This is a genomic window from Nonomuraea sp. NPDC054003, assembly GCF_055585125.1.
In genome coordinates, this window is the sequence record NZ_JBVJKR010000015.1 from 70,467 (window position 1) to 86,116 (window position 15,650).

General features: G+C 71.4%; 15 protein-coding genes. 8 read left to right on the forward strand and 7 right to left on the reverse strand.

The window, feature by feature from the left end; genetic code table 11:
• Position 1 precedes the first annotated feature (1 nt).
• Positions 2–1,225, reverse strand: a complete 1,224-nt coding sequence (locus tag ACZ6YG_RS33805) for a hypothetical protein (RefSeq protein ID WP_364229708.1) — start codon at positions 1,223–1,225, stop codon at positions 2–4.
• 172 nt (positions 1,226–1,397) lie between these two features.
• On the opposite strand from ACZ6YG_RS33805, the gene ACZ6YG_RS33810 reads away from it, so the two are divergent.
• Complete coding sequence (locus ACZ6YG_RS33810) at positions 1,398–2,315, forward strand: NAD-dependent epimerase/dehydratase family protein (RefSeq protein WP_364229706.1); 918 nt, start codon at positions 1,398–1,400, stop codon at positions 2,313–2,315.
• A 35-nt stretch (positions 2,316–2,350) separates the two neighbouring features.
• The gene (locus ACZ6YG_RS33815; RefSeq protein ID WP_271275661.1) at positions 2,351–3,190 is read left to right on the forward strand and encodes a glycosyltransferase family 2 protein; all 840 of its coding nucleotides are present in this window, start codon (positions 2,351–2,353) and stop codon (positions 3,188–3,190) included.
• Here the strand turns inward: ACZ6YG_RS33815 and ACZ6YG_RS33820 are convergent.
• Genes ACZ6YG_RS33820 through ACZ6YG_RS33830 form a run of 3 tightly spaced genes read right to left on the reverse strand, consistent with a single transcriptional unit; the run spans position 3,073 to position 5,512 of the window.
• Positions 3,073–3,609, reverse strand: coding sequence for a GtrA family protein (locus tag ACZ6YG_RS33820; protein WP_148035218.1), 537 nt, complete (start codon positions 3,607–3,609; stop codon positions 3,073–3,075). The two genes, ACZ6YG_RS33815 and ACZ6YG_RS33820, sit on opposite strands and share 118 nt — an antisense overlap.
• Positions 3,606–4,352 carry a class I SAM-dependent methyltransferase gene (locus ACZ6YG_RS33825; protein WP_271275660.1) on the reverse strand — a complete coding sequence of 249 codons (747 nt, stop codon included), beginning with the start codon at positions 4,350–4,352 and terminating at the stop codon, positions 3,606–3,608. The genes ACZ6YG_RS33820 and ACZ6YG_RS33825 overlap by 4 nt, the downstream gene beginning before the upstream one ends.
• On the reverse strand, positions 4,349–5,512 hold the full coding sequence (locus tag ACZ6YG_RS33830; RefSeq protein WP_466020246.1) for an NAD-dependent epimerase/dehydratase family protein: 1,164 nt from the start codon (positions 5,510–5,512) through the stop codon (positions 4,349–4,351). Before ACZ6YG_RS33830 ends, ACZ6YG_RS33825 begins: the two co-directional genes overlap by 4 nt.
• 275 nt (positions 5,513–5,787) lie before the next feature.
• On the opposite strand from ACZ6YG_RS33830, the gene ACZ6YG_RS33835 reads away from it, so the two are divergent.
• The 6 genes from ACZ6YG_RS33835 to ACZ6YG_RS33860 all read left to right on the forward strand — a co-directional run bounded on the left by ACZ6YG_RS33835 (position 5,788) and on the right by ACZ6YG_RS33860 (position 12,328).
• On the forward strand, positions 5,788–7,020 hold the full coding sequence (locus ACZ6YG_RS33835; protein ID WP_271275658.1) for an ABC transporter substrate-binding protein: 1,233 nt from the start codon (positions 5,788–5,790) through the stop codon (positions 7,018–7,020).
• Positions 7,017–7,961, forward strand: coding sequence for a branched-chain amino acid ABC transporter permease (locus ACZ6YG_RS33840; RefSeq protein ID WP_219546730.1), 945 nt, complete (start codon positions 7,017–7,019; stop codon positions 7,959–7,961). Before ACZ6YG_RS33835 ends, ACZ6YG_RS33840 begins: the two co-directional genes overlap by 4 nt.
• A complete protein-coding gene (locus tag ACZ6YG_RS33845) occupies positions 7,958–8,935 on the forward strand; it encodes a branched-chain amino acid ABC transporter permease (RefSeq protein ID WP_222709219.1) in 978 nt (325 codons plus the stop codon). The genes ACZ6YG_RS33840 and ACZ6YG_RS33845 overlap by 4 nt, the downstream gene beginning before the upstream one ends.
• Positions 8,932–9,660 (forward strand): ABC transporter ATP-binding protein, encoded by a 729-nt coding sequence (locus tag ACZ6YG_RS33850; RefSeq protein WP_219546762.1) that lies wholly within the window; start codon positions 8,932–8,934, stop codon positions 9,658–9,660. Before ACZ6YG_RS33845 ends, ACZ6YG_RS33850 begins: the two co-directional genes overlap by 4 nt.
• The gene (locus ACZ6YG_RS33855) at positions 9,644–10,327 is read left to right on the forward strand and encodes an ABC transporter ATP-binding protein (RefSeq protein ID WP_271275654.1); all 684 of its coding nucleotides are present in this window, start codon (positions 9,644–9,646) and stop codon (positions 10,325–10,327) included. The genes ACZ6YG_RS33850 and ACZ6YG_RS33855 overlap by 17 nt, the downstream gene beginning before the upstream one ends.
• Before the next feature lie 141 nt (positions 10,328–10,468).
• Positions 10,469–12,328, forward strand: coding sequence for a glucuronyl esterase domain-containing protein (locus tag ACZ6YG_RS33860; RefSeq protein WP_466020247.1), 1,860 nt, complete (start codon positions 10,469–10,471; stop codon positions 12,326–12,328).
• Positions 12,329–12,338: 10 nt separating this feature from the next.
• Here ACZ6YG_RS33860 and ACZ6YG_RS33865 read toward each other — a convergent pair whose 3' ends face one another.
• The 3 genes from ACZ6YG_RS33865 to helR all read right to left on the reverse strand — a co-directional run bounded on the left by ACZ6YG_RS33865 (position 12,339) and on the right by helR (position 15,545).
• Entirely contained in the window at positions 12,339–12,629 is a 291-nt protein-coding gene (locus ACZ6YG_RS33865; RefSeq protein ID WP_219546732.1) for a DUF3817 domain-containing protein, read from the reverse strand.
• A gap of 58 nt (positions 12,630–12,687) precedes the next feature.
• The gene (locus ACZ6YG_RS33870; protein WP_219546733.1) at positions 12,688–13,242 is read right to left on the reverse strand and encodes a dihydrofolate reductase family protein; all 555 of its coding nucleotides are present in this window, start codon (positions 13,240–13,242) and stop codon (positions 12,688–12,690) included.
• Between the two features lie 134 nt (positions 13,243–13,376).
• Entirely contained in the window at positions 13,377–15,545 is a 2,169-nt protein-coding gene (gene helR / locus ACZ6YG_RS33875) for an RNA polymerase recycling motor ATPase HelR (RefSeq protein WP_466020248.1), read from the reverse strand.
• Between the last annotated feature and the right edge of the window lie 105 nt (positions 15,546–15,650).

The window sequence follows — 15,650 nt, forward strand, 5'->3', positions numbered from 1 at the left end:
GCTACGGCTCTGACATGGCTCCCGTCGGCCGGACGGGCTCGGCGGGGCCGGGACGGGGCGGGTTTCTGGGCGGCAGTGCGGCGATCAGGAAGGGGATGACCACGAGCGAGGACAGGGCCCACACGCTGTGGAACTGCCACCAGCCCATCCCGGTGAACATCTGGACGCGCAGGTAGCCGGCCGCCGCCCAGGCGCTGGTCACCGTGATCACCGGCCAGGTGGCGCGGCCGGCGCGGGCCAGGAGGTAGGGCACCGGCCACATCAGGTACTGGGCGCCGAGCCGGTAGGTCAGGATGAGGAAGACGAGCAGCAGGACCAGGGTCAGGTCGACCGGGTCGGCCCCGCGCCACCACCACCCGGCCGCGAGCAGCCCCGCGACCAGCACGAGCGTGCCGATCCTGCCGAGGACGGACGAGACGTCCTGGTCGCCGCCCGTGACCAGGGCGGTCCAGCCCCAGTCGCCCACCACCGGGCGCGTCGACATGATGGCCTTGCCCAGGTCGACGAGCCCGGTGACCGGCGTGTCCAGGAACACCGCGCTGCTGAGCAGCCACAGCCCGGGAACGGCCGCGGTCCAGCCGAGCACCACCAGGCGGCGCGACCCCGCGACGGCGAGCACCACTCCCGGCACGAGCAGCACCGACCAGTTGGTGCAGGCCACCGACAGGCCGATGAGCACGCCGGCCCAGTGGGCGCGCCCGGCGCGGGCGGCGACCAGCGCGGCCACCCCGAAGACCAGGGTGAGCGGCGGGAACTGGCCGTGGATGCCGCTCACCATGATGCCGAGCGGCACGCACGCGTACTGGAAGCCCCGCAGCGCCCCGCGCTCGCCGGCGAGCTTGGCCACCAGCGGGATCAGCGCGAGGTCGGCCAGCACGGGGACGATCCGGCCCGACCAGTTCCAGGAGAGCCCGATGAGGTCGCCCAGCTCCTTCTGGCCCGCCAGCACGTAGGCGAGGAACGGCAGGAAGTGCCAGCCGCCGTCGCGCATGTGGGTGGTCGGGTTGCGGCCTTCGAGCACCTCGGCGGCCGCCATCGAGAAGTCGTTGGCGAAGTCGTACGGCTGGGCGGGGTCCTGCGCGGCCCAGGCCATCGCGATGATCCGGAGCACGGCCCCGACCGCCAGCGCCGCCCACAGCGGCGGCGCCCAGCCGCGCCGTTGCGCGGCCAGTGCCAGGACCAGGCCGGCCACAAGGGGAGGGCCCACCACCAGAGCTGGGCTCACGTACACTCCTCCAACTGCCTCGCGGTCGGTCGACAGGACGACAAAGACCGTAGCCTACGCAGGGAGTCCAAGCGTTTGCTGGGAATGCCCTGCACATCGCCAGAACCGATGCGGGTCCACCCTCCGGATGCCGGTATCGTCGCTGGGACCTGAGGGAAAGGAATGCCAGGAGATGCCGGAGGTGGCCGGGGCCCGCGTGCTCGTCACGGGCGGAGCGGGGTTCATCGGAAAGCGGTTGGTGGCGGCGCTGCTCGCCGAGAAGGCCGAGGTGACGGTCGTCGACCTCGACCCGCACCCGGATCCCGGCGTGCTGTCCGTCGTGGGCGACCTGCGCGATCCCGGGGTGCGCGAGCGGGCGGTGACGGCCGGGCTCGACGCGGTGGTCCACCTCGCCGCCGTCACGTCGGTGCTCCGCTCGGTGGAAGACCCGGCCGGGACATACCAGACCAACGTCGAGGCCACGGCGGGGCTGCTGGAGCTCGCCAGGGAGCGCGGGGTGCCGCGGTTCCTGCTGGCGTCCACCAACGCCGTCACCGGCGACGTGGGCGGCGTCCGGATCAGCGAGAGCCTGGCGCTGCGCCCGCTCACGCCGTACGGCGCGACCAAGGCCGCGGGCGAGATGCTGCTCAGCGCCTATTCCGGCGTCTACGGCATGCGCACGAGCGCGCTGCGCTTCGCCAACGTGTACGGCCCGGGGATGCTCCACAAGGACAGCTTCGTCCCGAGGCTGATGCGGGCCGCCGCCGAGGGTAGGGGGGTCCAGGTGTACGGCGACGGCGCCCAGCTCCGCGACTACGTCCACGTCGACGACGTCGTGCAGGCGATCCTGCTCGCCTGGCGCGAGGACCACGACGGTCCCCTGATCGTCGGGTCCGGCACGTCGGTGAGCGTGCACGACCTGATCGACGCGGCGCGGACGGTCACCGGTGCGCCCATCCCGGTCGAGCACGTCCCCGCGAAGCAGGGGGAGATGCCGGCGGTCGTGCTCGACATCTCGGCGGCGAAGGCTCTCGGATATCAGCCTCGCCACGATTTGACCTCGGGAATGGCCACAGTATGGCCGGACTTCACGCCATCTGCAGCAGAATGATCTGCGGCTAAAAGCGACAAACCGGAGGAAGACGCATGACGAGCCCGGAGACACCGGTGGACATCGACGCCGCCGCGATGGCGGAGTTCACCTCGGAATACGGCTCGGATCTGCCTCCCATCGCGATCGTCATCGCCGCGTACAACGAAGAGCGCAGCATCGGCGCCACGGTGAACGGCATCCCGGCGGTCATCGACGGGATGGAGACCGCGACCATCGTGGTCGTCGACGGCTCCACCGACCGCACGGCGGCCGAGGCGCGCAAGGCCGGGGCCATGGTCTGCGACGTCCCCGCGAACCGCGGGCAGGGCGCCGCGCTGCGGCTCGGCTACCGTCTGGCCCGCGAGAGCGGCGCCCGCTACATCGTGACCACCGACGCCGACGGGCAGTACGACCCGGCCGACATCAAGCGGGTGCTCGCCCCGGTGCTGCGCGGGGAGGCCGACTTCGCGACCGGTTCCCGCGTGCTGGGGCGGCAGGAGACCCACGACAGGGTCCGCCGCCTCGGCGTGCACGTGTTCGCGTTCCTGATCAGCCGGTTCACCGGCCAGCGGATCACCGACACCTCGTTCGGCCTGCGGGCGATGCGGGCGGAGGTGACCGGGGCGGTCACGCTCACCCAGCCGCAGTACCAGTCGTCCGAGCTGCTGATCGGCGTGATCTCGCGGGGGTTCCGGGTCGTGGAGGTGCCGGCCACCATGCGACTGCGCGCGGCCGGCACCACCAAGAAGGGCGGCAACCTCGTCTACGGCTACCGCTACTCGCGGGTCGTGCTCGGGACCTGGCTCCGTGAGCGCCGCCGGCCGGCTTCGTCGCCCTCCTCTGCGGGCTCGGCGCCCTCCTCACCCGAGCGGGTGTCGGCGAAGACGAAGTAGTGGAACAGGAAGAACTTCGCCACGAACAGCAGCCCGTAGATCCCCAGGAAAACGGCCCCCACGAAGATCACCCGGGGGCCGTCGGTGTCGAAGATCTGGTGTCCCACCCGGTCGGCGACCCCGGTGCCCCATGACGCGATGACCAGCCCCACCACCGCGGTCAGCCAGTACGGGAGCAGCTCGCGCAGCGGCTTGGGCCGGCCGCGCAGCTTCCAGGCCCACCACCGGTTGAGCACGTAGTTGACGACGGCGCCGAGCCCCCACGCGACCACGGAGGCGGCCGACGGGCCGAGAAGCTCCAGCCCGTAGACCGTCAGCAGCGTGATCTCGCTGACCACGCCCGCCACCACCGAACCGATCGCGTAGCGCCCGAAGATGCGCGGGAGAGCTCCCCGCAGAAGACGACGAACCTGGATCACGACGCCGCGTGCCCCCGGTCGCCGGGCACCCGGAAGACGCCGAGGATCGACTGGCCGAACGGGATCGGCAGAACCCGGTCGAGCACCCGGGTGACCGGGACCAGGACCTTGTCGTACAGGCCGACGGCGCCCGCCTTGGGCGAGCCCGCCTTGCCCAGCCGCACCGCGGCCCACCAGGCGATCCCGCCCAGCAGGTTGACCGGGCGGGACAGCTCCACCTCCAGCCCGGCGCGCACCGCGGCGTCCCTGAGCGTGGCCGGGGTGTAGCGGCGGAAGTGACCGACCTTGCGGTCGAAGTCGCCGTACAGGCTCTGGTAGGCGGGCACCCAGAGCACGAGCGTGCCGCCCGGGGTGACCGAGCGGCCGAGGAGGGTGAGGAGGGCGGCGTCGTCCTCGAAGTGCTCCAGCACGTTGATGGCGATCGCGGTCTCGACCGGGCGGTCCAGGCTGGCTCCGCAGGCGAGGTCGAACTGGGCCGCCTCCACCTCGCCGCGGCCGGCGAAGCGGGCCTTCATCACCTTGACCGCGTCGGGGTCGACGTCGGTGACCACGAGCCGGTCCAGGCCGGTGAACTGGCTGGCGAACTCGCCCAGCCCGGCCCCCACCTCCAGCACGCTGCGCCCGCAGTGGGGGGCGATCAGGTCGAACTGGTAGCGGCGGTAGCGCGGCTTGTCGTGGCCGCCTTCCTCCCGCTCCGCGGTGCGGCCCGTGGCCCGGGCGAACGCGCCTTCCTCAGCGCTCACCGCCTCTCTCCGCCCAGGGCGCCGCGCCAGTCGACCCGCGGCTGCATGGCGTCGAGGTCGACCCGCTCGGCGTAGCGCTTGGTCACGTCGAACAGCGAGGTGATCAGCGTGTCGGAGAGCAGGTGGGGTTCGAGGCCGAGCTCCACCAGGCCGCTGTGGACGACCTTGTAGTAGTGCTCCTCCTTCTCGACCCTGGGGTTGTCGAGGTTGTTGATCGTCACCTCGTCGGGGAAGCTCCGCGCGACGGTCTCGGCGATGTCGGCGACCGACATGGACTCGGTCATCTGGTTGAACACGCGGAACTCGCCGCGGTCGGCCGGGTTCTCGCAGGCGAGCTGGATGCAGCGGACGGTGTCGCGGATGTCGATGATGCCCCGCGTCTGGCCGCCCTTGCCGTAGACGGTGAGGGGGTGGCCGAGCACCGCCTGGACGACGAACCTGTTGAGGACCGTGCCGAACACCGCGTCGTAGTCGAACCGGGTGGCGAGCCGGTCGTCGAGCGCGGTCTCCGGGGTCTGCTGGCCGTACACGACGCCCTGGTTGAGGTCGGTCGCGCGCAGGCCCCAGATCCGGCAGGCGAACTCCATGTTGTGGCTGTCGTGCACCTTGGACAGGTGGTAGAACGACCCCGGCCGCTTGGGGTAGAGCACCCGGTCCTTGCGCCCCTTGTGCTCGACCTCCAGCCAGCCTTCCTCGATGTCGATGTTGGGGGTGCCGTACTCGCCCATGGTGCCGAGCTTGACCAGGTGGATCTCGGGGTCGATCTCGGCGATGGCGTAGAGCACGTTCAGCGTGCCCGCCACGTTGTTGACCTGCGTGTAGACGGCATGCTTGCGGTCGATCATCGAGTAGGGGGCGGCCCGCTGCTCGGCGAAGTGGACCACGGCGTCCGGACGGAAGCCGCGGATCATGTCGTAGGTGAAGTCCGCCTCCATCAGGTCGCCGATGTACGCCTGGATGGTCTTGCCGGTCAGCCGGTGCCAGGTGGAAATCCTGGTTTGCAGGGATTCGATCGGCACCAGGCTTTCCACGCCGAGCTCGAAGTCGTACTGCCGCCGGGCGAAGTTATCGGCGACGGCGACCTCGTGCCCGGTCTGAGAGAGGTGGAGGGCGGTGGGCCAGCCAAGATAGCCGTCACCACCGAGGACCAGAATCCGCATTGACCTGACTTTCTCACTGTGCGACAAGTTCGGGGACATTAATACGCCTATGGGGGTGTATCACACCTAGATGTCAGAGTGTTCCCCCTGCTGTATCCATCACACTCGTACCACATCACCGGTCCTAACCTTCCCGTCTTGCGCCACTTCACAGCAGGTTGACAGGCGCTGGATCAACGGGACAAGTCGCTTGACCGCGGCGCGCGCCTGCTGCCAACATCAGCGAAACAGCGTTCCAGAAGATGGAACCGAGGCAACCCCCCGAGGACGACGCCATGCGTATCAAGTCCTGTATCGCCATCGGCACGCTCCTGACTCTCTCCCTGACGGCCTGCGGCGGCTCGGCTCCCGGCGGGGCCGCCCCGGCCTCGCCGGACGCGTCGGGCACCATCAAGATCGGCTCCATCCACCCCCTCACCGGCGCCCTGGCCTTCGACGGCCAGCAGATGTCCAAGGCGATCAAACTCGCCGCCAAGGCGATCAACGACTCCGGCGGCATCAAGTCGCTCGGCGGCGCGAAGCTGGAGATCCTGGACGCCGACAGCCAGGGCAAGCCCGAGATCGGCCAGAGCGAGGCGCAGCGCCTCACCCAGGCGGGCGCCGTGGCGCTCGTCGGGCCCTACCAGAGCGCGGTCGCCGCGCAGGTCGCCACGGTGGCCGAGCGGAACAAGGTGCCGTTCGTCATCGACGTCGCCTCCGCCGACGACATACTCAAGCAGGGTTACACCTATACCTTCCGGCTCCAGCCCTCCTCCGACACCCTCGGCAGGTACGGCGCGCGCTACCTCAAGGACCTGGCCGACCGCACCGGGCAGCAGATCACCAAGGTCGCCTACTTACACGAGCAGACCGACTACGGATCCTCGACGTACGAGTCGTTCACCGACGAGGCGGCCAAGCTCGGCCTCCAGGTCGGCCCGCGGATCACCTACGACGCGCTCAAGGCCGCCGACCTGACCACCGAGCTCACCAAGGTCAAGGCCGCCGGGGTGGACGCGCTCGCGGTCACCGGCTACTACCGCGACGGCCTGCTCACCGCCAAGGCCATCGCGTCGGTCCAGCCCGGCGTGAAGATCGTGCTCGGCGTCTCGCACGGCGCCTTCAGCTCGCCGGTCTTCCCGCGCGACGGGGGCGCAGCCGCGGAGGGCGTCTACGACTCCAACTTCAACTACGACGCCACCAAGCCGGAGTCGAAGGCGATCCTCGACGCCTTCCAGGCCGAGTACGGCGAGGAACTGCGTTTCATCCCCTTCACCTCGTACGAGTGCGTCAGGCTCGTGGCCGCGGCCCTGGAGAAGGCGGCCAGCCGGGACCCGGCGAAGATCCGTGAGGCGCTCGCCGGGATCTCCTTCGACACGCTGATGGCGTTCGACGGCCCTGTCCAGTTCGACGAGTCCGGGCAGAACGAGAACGCCACCCCGATCGTCCTGCAAGTCCAGGACGGCAAGGTCGTCCCGGTGCATCCCGCGGCCAAGGCCGTGGCCGAGCCGAGGCCCGCCGCGGAGTGAACCACCTGATCTCGCGCGCCGGCCTGGGCATCCTCGTGGCGGTGGCCGTGGTCGCGGGCGCGTGGGCCCGCTCGGGCAGCGGATCGGTCACCGCCCAGGCGGTGCTGACCGGTCTGCTGCTCGGCGGGGTCTACGCGCTGGTCGCGATGGGCCTGACGCTGATCTTCGGGGTGCTCGACATCGTCAACTTCGCGCACGGCGCCTTCATGACGCTGGGGATGTACGCCACCGCGTTGCTCGCGACCGGCGCCGGGCTGAACCCCTACCTGTCGCTGCTGGTGAGCGTGCCGCTGCTGTTCGGTCTCGGCTACGCCGTGCAGCGCCACCTGGTGAGCCGGACGATGGGCGGCTCGCTCGCCGCGCAGCTCCTGCTGACCCTGGGCATCGCGATGCTGCTGGAGAACGCCCTGCTGCTGGCCTTCTCCGGCGACACCAGGACGGTCGCGGTCTCCTTCGACACCCCGCTGCGCGTCCTCGGCGCGGTGGCCGACCTCAGCAGGGTGCTGGCGTTCGCCGGCGCGATGGGGCTGGCCGGGGCGGTGTGGCTGCTGCTGACGAGGACCAGGCTGGGCACCGCGATCCGGGCGGTGGCCGCCAACCCGGAGGGCGCCTCGCTGGTGGGGCTCGACGTGCGGCGGCTGCACGCGCTGACGTTCGCCGCCGGCACGGCCTGCGCCGGGGCCGCGGGGACGCTCGTGACGCCGCTCGTCACCGTCGAGCCGACCGCCGGTGAGCTGTTCAACATCATCGGGTTCGTCGTCGTGGTGCTCGGCGGTCTGGGCAGCGTTCCCGGTGCGGTGGCGGGCGGGCTGATCGTCGGCCTGACCGAGCAGCTCGGCGGCATCTACCTGCCGGGGCAGAGCCCGCTGCTGGCGGTGTTCGCGGTGTTCGTGCTCGTCCTGCTCTGGCGCCCGCAGGGCCTGTTCGGGAGGCCCGCGTGATCAGAAGGCTCGTCGTGCTCGCGGCGATCGGCGTGGCCCTCGCCCCGCTGCCCCTGCTGCTGCCGCCCGCGCAGGAGGCGGTCGCCGTCCGCGCGCTGATGTTCGCGATGATGGCCGTGGCCTGGAACCTGATGAGCGGGTTCGGCGGCCTGTTCAGCTTCGGGCACGCCGCCTACTTCGGGCTGGGCGCCTACACCACGGCGCTGCTGACCGTCGAGCTGGGGCTCTCGCCGTGGCTCGGGCTGCTCGCCGGGATGGCGGTGGCCGGCCTGTTCGGCGTCGTCACCGGCTATCTGGCGGTCCGCTACCGGCTGAAGGGCGCCTACTTCGCGCTGGCCACCTTCGCCTTCGCGGAGATGCTCAGGCTGGCGGCGCTGAACTCCGAGCTCGTGGGCGGCGCGGTCGGACTCACCCTGCCCGTCACCGGCGAGCAGGGGTGGTGGACGCTCCGGTTCGACGTCGGCGACCCCGCGTACTTCTGGGTCGCGCTGCTGCTCACGCTCGCGTGCGTGGCGACGGTGATCGTGCTGCTCGGCAGCAGGGCGGGGCTGAACCTGGTGGCCGTGCGCGAGGACGAGACGGCCGCCGCGGCCGCCGGGGTCGCGGTGGTCCGCCACAAGATCCTGGCGATCGGCGTCTCCGCCGCGCTCACCTCGGTCGCCGGCGGCTTCTACGCCGTCTACTACCTGTTCGTCAGCCCGGACCTCGCCTTCGGGCCGTCGGTGTCGATCCAGGCCATCCTGCCCGCGGTGATCGGCGGCGTCGGCACGGTGTGGGGGCCGCTGATCGGCGCGGCGGTGCTGGCCCCGCTGTCGGACGTGGCCGCGACGGTGGTCCGCACGCCGCCCGAGTTCCTCTCCTTCCTCCAGGGCCGCAGCGGGCTCGACGTGATCATGTACGCCGTGCTCCTGATCGTCGTGGTCCTGGCCATGCCACGCGGTCTGTACGGCGGCTTCGCCAGGAGGTCGCGATGATCCTGCGCATGGAGGGGGTGAGCAAGGCGTTCGGCGGCCTGCGCGCGCTGGACGCGGTGACGTTCGAGGTCGAGCGGGGCACCATCCACGCGGTCATCGGGCCCAACGGCGCGGGCAAGACCACGCTGTTCTCGGTGATCTCCGGCGAGCAGCGGCCGGAGAGCGGCCGGATCCTGTTCGACGGCCAGGACGTCACCGCCCGGCCCGCCCATCTGCGCGCCAGAGCCGGCCTGGTCCGCACGTTCCAGCTCACCCGGCCCTTCCCCGCCCTGTCCGTCCTCGACAACGTGACCGTGGCCGCCGGCGCGCACCTCCGCACCAGGAAGGAGGCCGTCGCCGCCGCGACCGGGACGATCGAGAGGATCGGGCTCGGCGCCTACCTGTCGCGGCCCGCCGGGGAGCTGCCGGCCGCCGCGCGCAAGCAGCTGGAGCTGGCCAGGGCGCTGGCGCTCCGGCCGAAGGTGCTGCTGCTGGACGAGGTGCTGGCCGGGCTCACCCCGGCGGAGCGGGAGCCGATGATCACCCTGCTGGGCGAGCTGCGCGCGGAGGGCATGACGCTGGTCCTGGTCGAGCATGTGATGCCGGCGGTGATGCGGCTGGCCGACCGGGTGCTGGTGCTGGATCGCGGGAGCGTGCTCGCCGAGGGGGAGCCCGCGGCGATCGCCCGCGATCCCCGCGTCGTGACCGCCTATCTGGGAGAGGACTCCGATGATGCTCTCGCTTGACGGCGTCGACGCCGGATACGGCGGCCTGCGGGTCCTGCACGGCCTGTCGCTGGAGGTGGCGGCCGGGGAGATCGTCGCGCTGGTCGGGGCCAACGGCGCGGGCAAGTCCACGACGCTGCGGGTCGCCTCGGGGCTGCTCAGGCCGACCGCCGGCCGGGTGGTGTTCGACGGGGAGGAGCTGTCCGGGCTGCCGGTCCACGCGGTGGTGCGGCGCGGGCTCGTCCAGGTCCCGGAGGGCCGCGCGCTGTTCGGCCCGCTCACCGTCGCGGAGAACCTGGCGATGGGCGCCTACCACACGGGCGAGCCCGCCGACCGGGTGCTGGAGCTGTTCCCGAGGCTCGCCGAACGGCTGGACCAGCGGGCCGACACGATGAGCGGCGGCGAGCAGCAGATGCTGGCCATCGGGCGCGCGCTGATGACCCGGCCCAGACTGCTCATGCTGGACGAGCCGTCGGTCGGGCTGGCCCCCCTCATGGTCCGCGCCGTCTTCGCCGCGCTCGGGCGCATCCGCGAGAGCGGCGTCGCGATCCTGCTGGTGGAGCAGAACGCGGCCCAGGCGCTGGCGCTCGCGGACCGCGCCTACGTCATCGAGAGCGGGGTCATCACCCTGTCGGGCGACGACCTGGCGGGCGACGAACGGGTGCGCCGCGCCTACCTGGGCCTCTGAACTCGTTTCAGCCAGAGGCATATCGCCAGCTCATGGATGGATTGCGTGATCGTATCGACCGAAAATTTCGGCTCTTGATTGACATGTTTCGGGAGGATTCTCAGACTGATCACCGACCCCTCACCGCAAGGGAGAGCTCCGGTGATCATCGGGATCCGTACGAGAGCCGTCGCGCTGGCGGCGGCCGTGACGCTCGCGGCCGCCGGGGCCGTGGCGCTGACCTCCGCCGAGGCCGTCGCGGCCGCCGGGGTCGAGGACGAGGGCGCCGACTGCGCGGTGTCCGGCCTGCCCGGCGAGGGGTCCCTGCCCACCGTCTCCCGGCTTCCCGACCCGTTCATGAAGCTGAACGGCACCCGCGTCTCCGCCAGGTCCGAGTGGCGGTGCCGCCGGGCGGAGATCAAGGCGCTGGCGGAGAGGTTCGTCTACGGCGAGAAGCCCGCGAAGCCGTCCGGGGTGACGGGGACGGTGTCACGCACCGGCATCACCGTGAACGTGTCGCACAACGGCAGGAGCGCGAGCTTCTCGGCGGGCGTCGACCTGCCGAGCGGTTCCGGCCCGTTCCCCGCCGTCATCGTCCTGGGCGGGCTCGGCGCGGACACGGCCACGATCAAGGCGGCCGGCGCGGCCGTCGTGACCTACGACCCCCTCGCGGTGGGGCGCGAGGGCACGCCGCGCTCCAGCAAGCAGGGCGCGTTCTACAACGTCTACGGCTCCTCCAGCGGTACGGGACTGCTGGCCGCCTGGGCGTGGGGCGTGAGCCGGATCATCGACGTCATCGAGCAGTCGGGCGGCAGCGTGCTCACCGCCGACGCGACCGGCGTCACGGGCTGCTCGCGGTACGGCAAGGGCGCCTTCGTGGCCGGCGCCTTCGACCAGCGCATCGCCCTGACCATGCCGATCGAGCCGGGCAGCGGCGGTCTCGCGGCCTTCCGCGCGATCCCCGGCGAGAGCGGCGCCCAGCCGCTGAGCAGCGCCTACGGGGAGCAGCCGTGGCTGGGCGACGCGTTCGGGTCCTTCACCGGCAACCCGGCCAGGCTGCCGGTCGACACGCACTCGGTCGTGGCGATGATCGCGCCGCGCGGCCTGTTCGTCATGGACAACCCGCACATCGACTGGCTGGCCGCCAGGTCGGCGAGCGTCGGCGCCCTCGGCGGGGCGGAGGTCTACAAGGCCCTCGGCGCGGAGGCGAACATCACCTACTGGTCCGACGTCCAGGACGGCAACCACTGCGCCACCCGGTCCGAATGGCGCACCCCGCTGCAGCAGACCATCCAGAAGTTCCTGCGGAACACGGGCGGCCACACGGGCTCGATGCGGATCTCCCCCAGCAAGCGGGGAAACCTCGCCGAGTGGCGTGACTGGCAGACCCCGGCGCTCGGCGGCTCCGGCGACACCACCCCGCCGACCGCCCCCACCGGCCTCGCCGCCTCGGGCACCACGGCCACGGGCACGAGCCTGAGCTGGACGGCCTCGACCGACGACACCGGCCTGGCCGGCTACGACGTCCTGCGCGCGCCCGGGCCGAGCGGCGGCACGTTCACCCAGGTCGGCACCTCGGCCACGACCTCGTACGCCGACACGGGCCTGACGCCGGACACCACCTACCGCTACCAGGTCAGGGCACGCGACGCCGCCGGCAACACCTCGCCGGTATCGAACACCGCCCAGGTCACCACGCAGCCCGGCCCGTCCGGCGGGACCTGCACGGCCGTCCCGACCGTGCAGACCCAGTGGAGCACCGGCTACGTCGTGCAGCCGCTGACCATCACCAACACGAGCAGCTCGACGATCACCGGATGGACGGTGACCTTCACGCTCCCGGCCGGCCACACGCTGACCGGCTCGTGGAACGGCACCGTCACCACCAGCGGGCAGACCGTGACCATCAGGAACGTCGCCCACAACGGCACCCTCGCCGCCGGAGCCCGCACCACCAGCGTCGGCTTCCAGGTGAGCCGCCCGAGCGGCGACGCCCTGCCGTCCGGCTACACCTGCGACTGAAGGGCTCGGATCAGGACTGCGTCACCATGCGCGACGCCATGCGGCGCTCGAACCACAGCGAGGTGAACGGCGGCACGGCGCACGCCAGGCCCAGCACCACCGTGCCGCGGCTCCAGCCGGCCTCACGCGCCGCGAGCACCACCCCGGCCGCGTACAGCACGAACAGCGCTCCGTGGACCGGCCCGAAGATCTTCACCCCGAGCTCGGTGGTCTCCGTCACCCACTTGAAGAACATGCCGATCAGCAGCCCTGCCCACGAGCACGCCTCGGCCACCGCAACGATCCTGAACCAGCGCAGCATGCCGCACCCTTTCACCTGGAGGAAGCGCTCACTCTACAGGCTGTAGAGCTGGCCGTGGTCAGGCGCCCTCGGGCTTGTAGACCAGGGACAGCACCCCGGTCGTGAACGTCTGCGACTTGACCAGCTCCAGCGGGATGGCGTCGCCGCCCTCGTCGAACAGCCGCTCACCCTTGCGCACGGCGATCGGGTGCACCAGCAGGTGCAGCTCGTCCAGCAGCCCGGCGGCCAGCAGCTGGCGGACCACCGAGACCGAGCCGCTCATGGCGATCCGGCCGCCCGGCTCGTTCTTCAGCGCGGTCACGCCCTCGATCAGGTCGCCCCGCAGCTGCTCGGAGTTGCGCCAGGTGAACTCCAGCGACTGGCGCGACACCACGATCTTCCGCGCGTCGCCGAGGGTCTTGGCGAAGTCGGCGTCCTCGCCGCCCGCCGCCTCCCGCTCCGGCCACGCGCCCACGAAGCTGTCGTAGGTCTTGCGGCCCACGAGCACGGTGTCGGCCATGCCCTCCGTCACGGCGGCGCCCATCTCCTCGTTGAAGTACGGGAAGTGCCACTCCGCCGGCTCGTCGATGACGCCGTCGAGGGAGATGAACAGGCTTGCGGTGATCGTCCTCATGACGGTCCTCCGGGGAAGGGGCGGGGCTGTCCGGCCGCGCCGTTCTGTCGTACCGACAGCTTCGCCGGACCTGCTTACGGATCCCTTAAGGCGTCCTGCGGCCCGGCCGTCAGGAGATCGGAAGGGGGGTTGCTTTAGGGTGTCGTGAGGACGACCAGTTGCCGGGTCGCCCTGGTCATCGCGACATAGCGGTCGACCGCTCCTTCGACGCCCTCGCCGAACGCCTCCGGGTCGACCAGGACGACCAGGTCGAACTCGAGCCCCTTCGCCAGCTCCGGGGTCAGCGACCGGACCCGGGACGTCGCCCGGAACGCGGGATCGCCGATGACGCAGGCGGTCCCGTCGGCGTTCGCGGCGAGCCAGCCGTCCAGGATCGAGTCCAGCTCACCCGCGGACCCGTGCGCGACGGGGACGCCGCCGCTCCGGATGGAGGTCGGCACGTTGGCGTCCGGGAGCGCGGCCCTGATGACCGGCTCGGCCTCCGCCATGATCTCCTCCGGCGTCCGGTAGTTGATGGTCAGCGAGGCCAGGCTGACCCGGTCGAGCCCGACCCGCTCCAGCCGCTCCTGCCACGACTCGGTGAACCCGTGCCTGGCCTGGGCGCGGTCCCCGACGATGGTGAAGCTCCTGGACGGGCAGCGGAGCAGCAGCATCTGCCACTCCGCGTCGGTCAGCTCCTGGGCCTCGTCCACGACGACGTGCGCGAACGGGCCGGCGAGCCGGTCCGGTTCGACGCCGGGCAGCATGCTCTCGTCGACCAGGGCGTCCTTGATGTCCTGTCCGTGCAGCATCATCACCGAGCCCTCACCGTCGTCGTCGGCCTCGATCATGTGGTCGACGACCGCGGACATCCGCTCGCGCTCGGCGGCGAGGGTGGCTTCCTGGCGGCGCCTGTGGCGTGACGCCTCCGGGTCGCCGAGCCGCTGCCGGGCCGCGTCCAGCAGCGGCAGGTCGGACACCGTCCAGGCCTGGGCGTCCGCGCGCCGCAGCTTCCGCACCTCGTCGGGGCTGAGCCAGGGGGCGCACATCCGCAGGTAGGCGGGCACGGTCCACAGGTCTCCGACGAGGTCGGCGGCTTCGATGATCGGCCACGCGCGGTTGAAGGTCGTGAGCAGCCTCCGGTTGCGCAGCAGCGACCTTCGGATCAGGTCGGCCGGGGCCTCGACCTCGTGCCTGTCCACCAGGATCGTGAGGAGTTCCTCCCAGATCCGGTCGCGTGCCTCGTTGTGCGGGGTGCCGGGCTCCGGCGCCTCGAACGCCTCGGCCCAGTCGTCGGCGCTCAACCGGACCTCGTCCCAGTCGGTGGTGACCGTCATCTCCTCGGTGGGCGGGTTCTCGTAGAACCTGACGGCCGGCTCGATCGCCTTCACCAGGTCCGCGGACGCCTTCAGTCGGGCCACCTCCGGGTCGGTCTCGACCCCGGCGGCGGCACCCTCGGCGACGAGGTCGCGCAGGGTGCAGGTCTGCACGCCCTCCTCGCCGAGACTGGGCAGGACGTCGGACACGTAGGCCAGGTAGGGCTGGTGCGGGCCGACGAACAGCACGCCGCCCCTGCGGTGGCCGAGCCGGGGGTCGGAGTAGAGGAGGTAGGCGGAACGGTGCAGCGCGACGACGGTCTTCCCCGTGCCGGGACCGCCGTCGACGACGAGGGCGCCACGGGATCCGGCGCGGATGACGGCGTCCTGGTCGGCCTGGATGGTGCCGAGCACGTCGCGCATCCGGCTCGACCGGTTGCCGCCGAGGCTGGCGATGAAGGCCGACTGGTCGTCGAGCGCGGCGTGCCCGTCGAACCCGTCGGAGGTGAAGACCTCGTCCCAGTAGTCGCTGATCCGGCCACGCGTCCAGCGGTACCTGCGGCGGCTCGCCAGGCCCATCGGGTTGGCGTGGGTGGCTCCGAAGAACGGCTCGGCCGCCGGTGAGCGCCAGTCGAGCAGCAGCCGGCGACCCTCGCCGTCCGTCAGGCCGAGCCGTCCGACGTACACGGGCTCGGGGTCGTCCGCGCCGACCATCCGCCCGAGGCACAGGTCGAGACCGAACCGGCGCAGCGCGCGCAGGCGGGCGGACAGCCGGTGGACCTCCAGGTCCCGGTCCAGCGCCGCCCGGCCCTTGCCGCCGGGCGCCTTCCGCGTGGCGTCGAGCCGGTCGGACAGTTCGGCGATCGTCTGCCGGAGGCTCTCCGCGATGGCCGCGAAGTGCCGCTCGTCGCCGGCGATCAAGGCCGGGTCCGCCTTGGGCGCGAGGTTGCCGGGTAGGTCGAACGCGCTGGTGGTCAGCGGGTTCGTGTCAACAGCTCCGAAACGCACGTGCGCCCCCCAAGTTTCCGCAGGTTCTGGCCCCGGCCGACGATTCTGCGGCACGACCCGGGTCTTGCCGCAAGCCCTGGGGTGCGCTATAGGTTGGAAGTGGAA

Excerpts from the sequence above, each read along its gene's own strand:
- ACZ6YG_RS33870 (WP_219546733.1), bottom strand. The coding sequence starts at position 13,242 with ATGAGGACGATCACCGCAAGCCTGTTCATCTCCCTCGACGGCGTCATC.
- ACZ6YG_RS33855 (WP_271275654.1), top strand. The coding sequence starts at position 9,644 with ATGATGCTCTCGCTTGACGGCGTCGACGCCGGATACGGCGGCCTGCGG.
- ACZ6YG_RS33865 (WP_219546732.1), bottom strand. The coding sequence starts at position 12,629 with ATGCTGCGCTGGTTCAGGATCGTTGCGGTGGCCGAGGCGTGCTCGTGG.
- ACZ6YG_RS33835 (WP_271275658.1), top strand. The coding sequence starts at position 5,788 with ATGCGTATCAAGTCCTGTATCGCCATCGGCACGCTCCTGACTCTCTCC.
- ACZ6YG_RS33810 (WP_364229706.1), top strand. The coding sequence starts at position 1,398 with ATGCCGGAGGTGGCCGGGGCCCGCGTGCTCGTCACGGGCGGAGCGGGG.
- ACZ6YG_RS33850 (WP_219546762.1), top strand. The coding sequence starts at position 8,932 with ATGATCCTGCGCATGGAGGGGGTGAGCAAGGCGTTCGGCGGCCTGCGC.
- ACZ6YG_RS33830 (WP_466020246.1), bottom strand. The coding sequence starts at position 5,512 with ATGCGGATTCTGGTCCTCGGTGGTGACGGCTATCTTGGCTGGCCCACC.
- ACZ6YG_RS33815 (WP_271275661.1), top strand. The coding sequence starts at position 2,351 with ATGACGAGCCCGGAGACACCGGTGGACATCGACGCCGCCGCGATGGCG.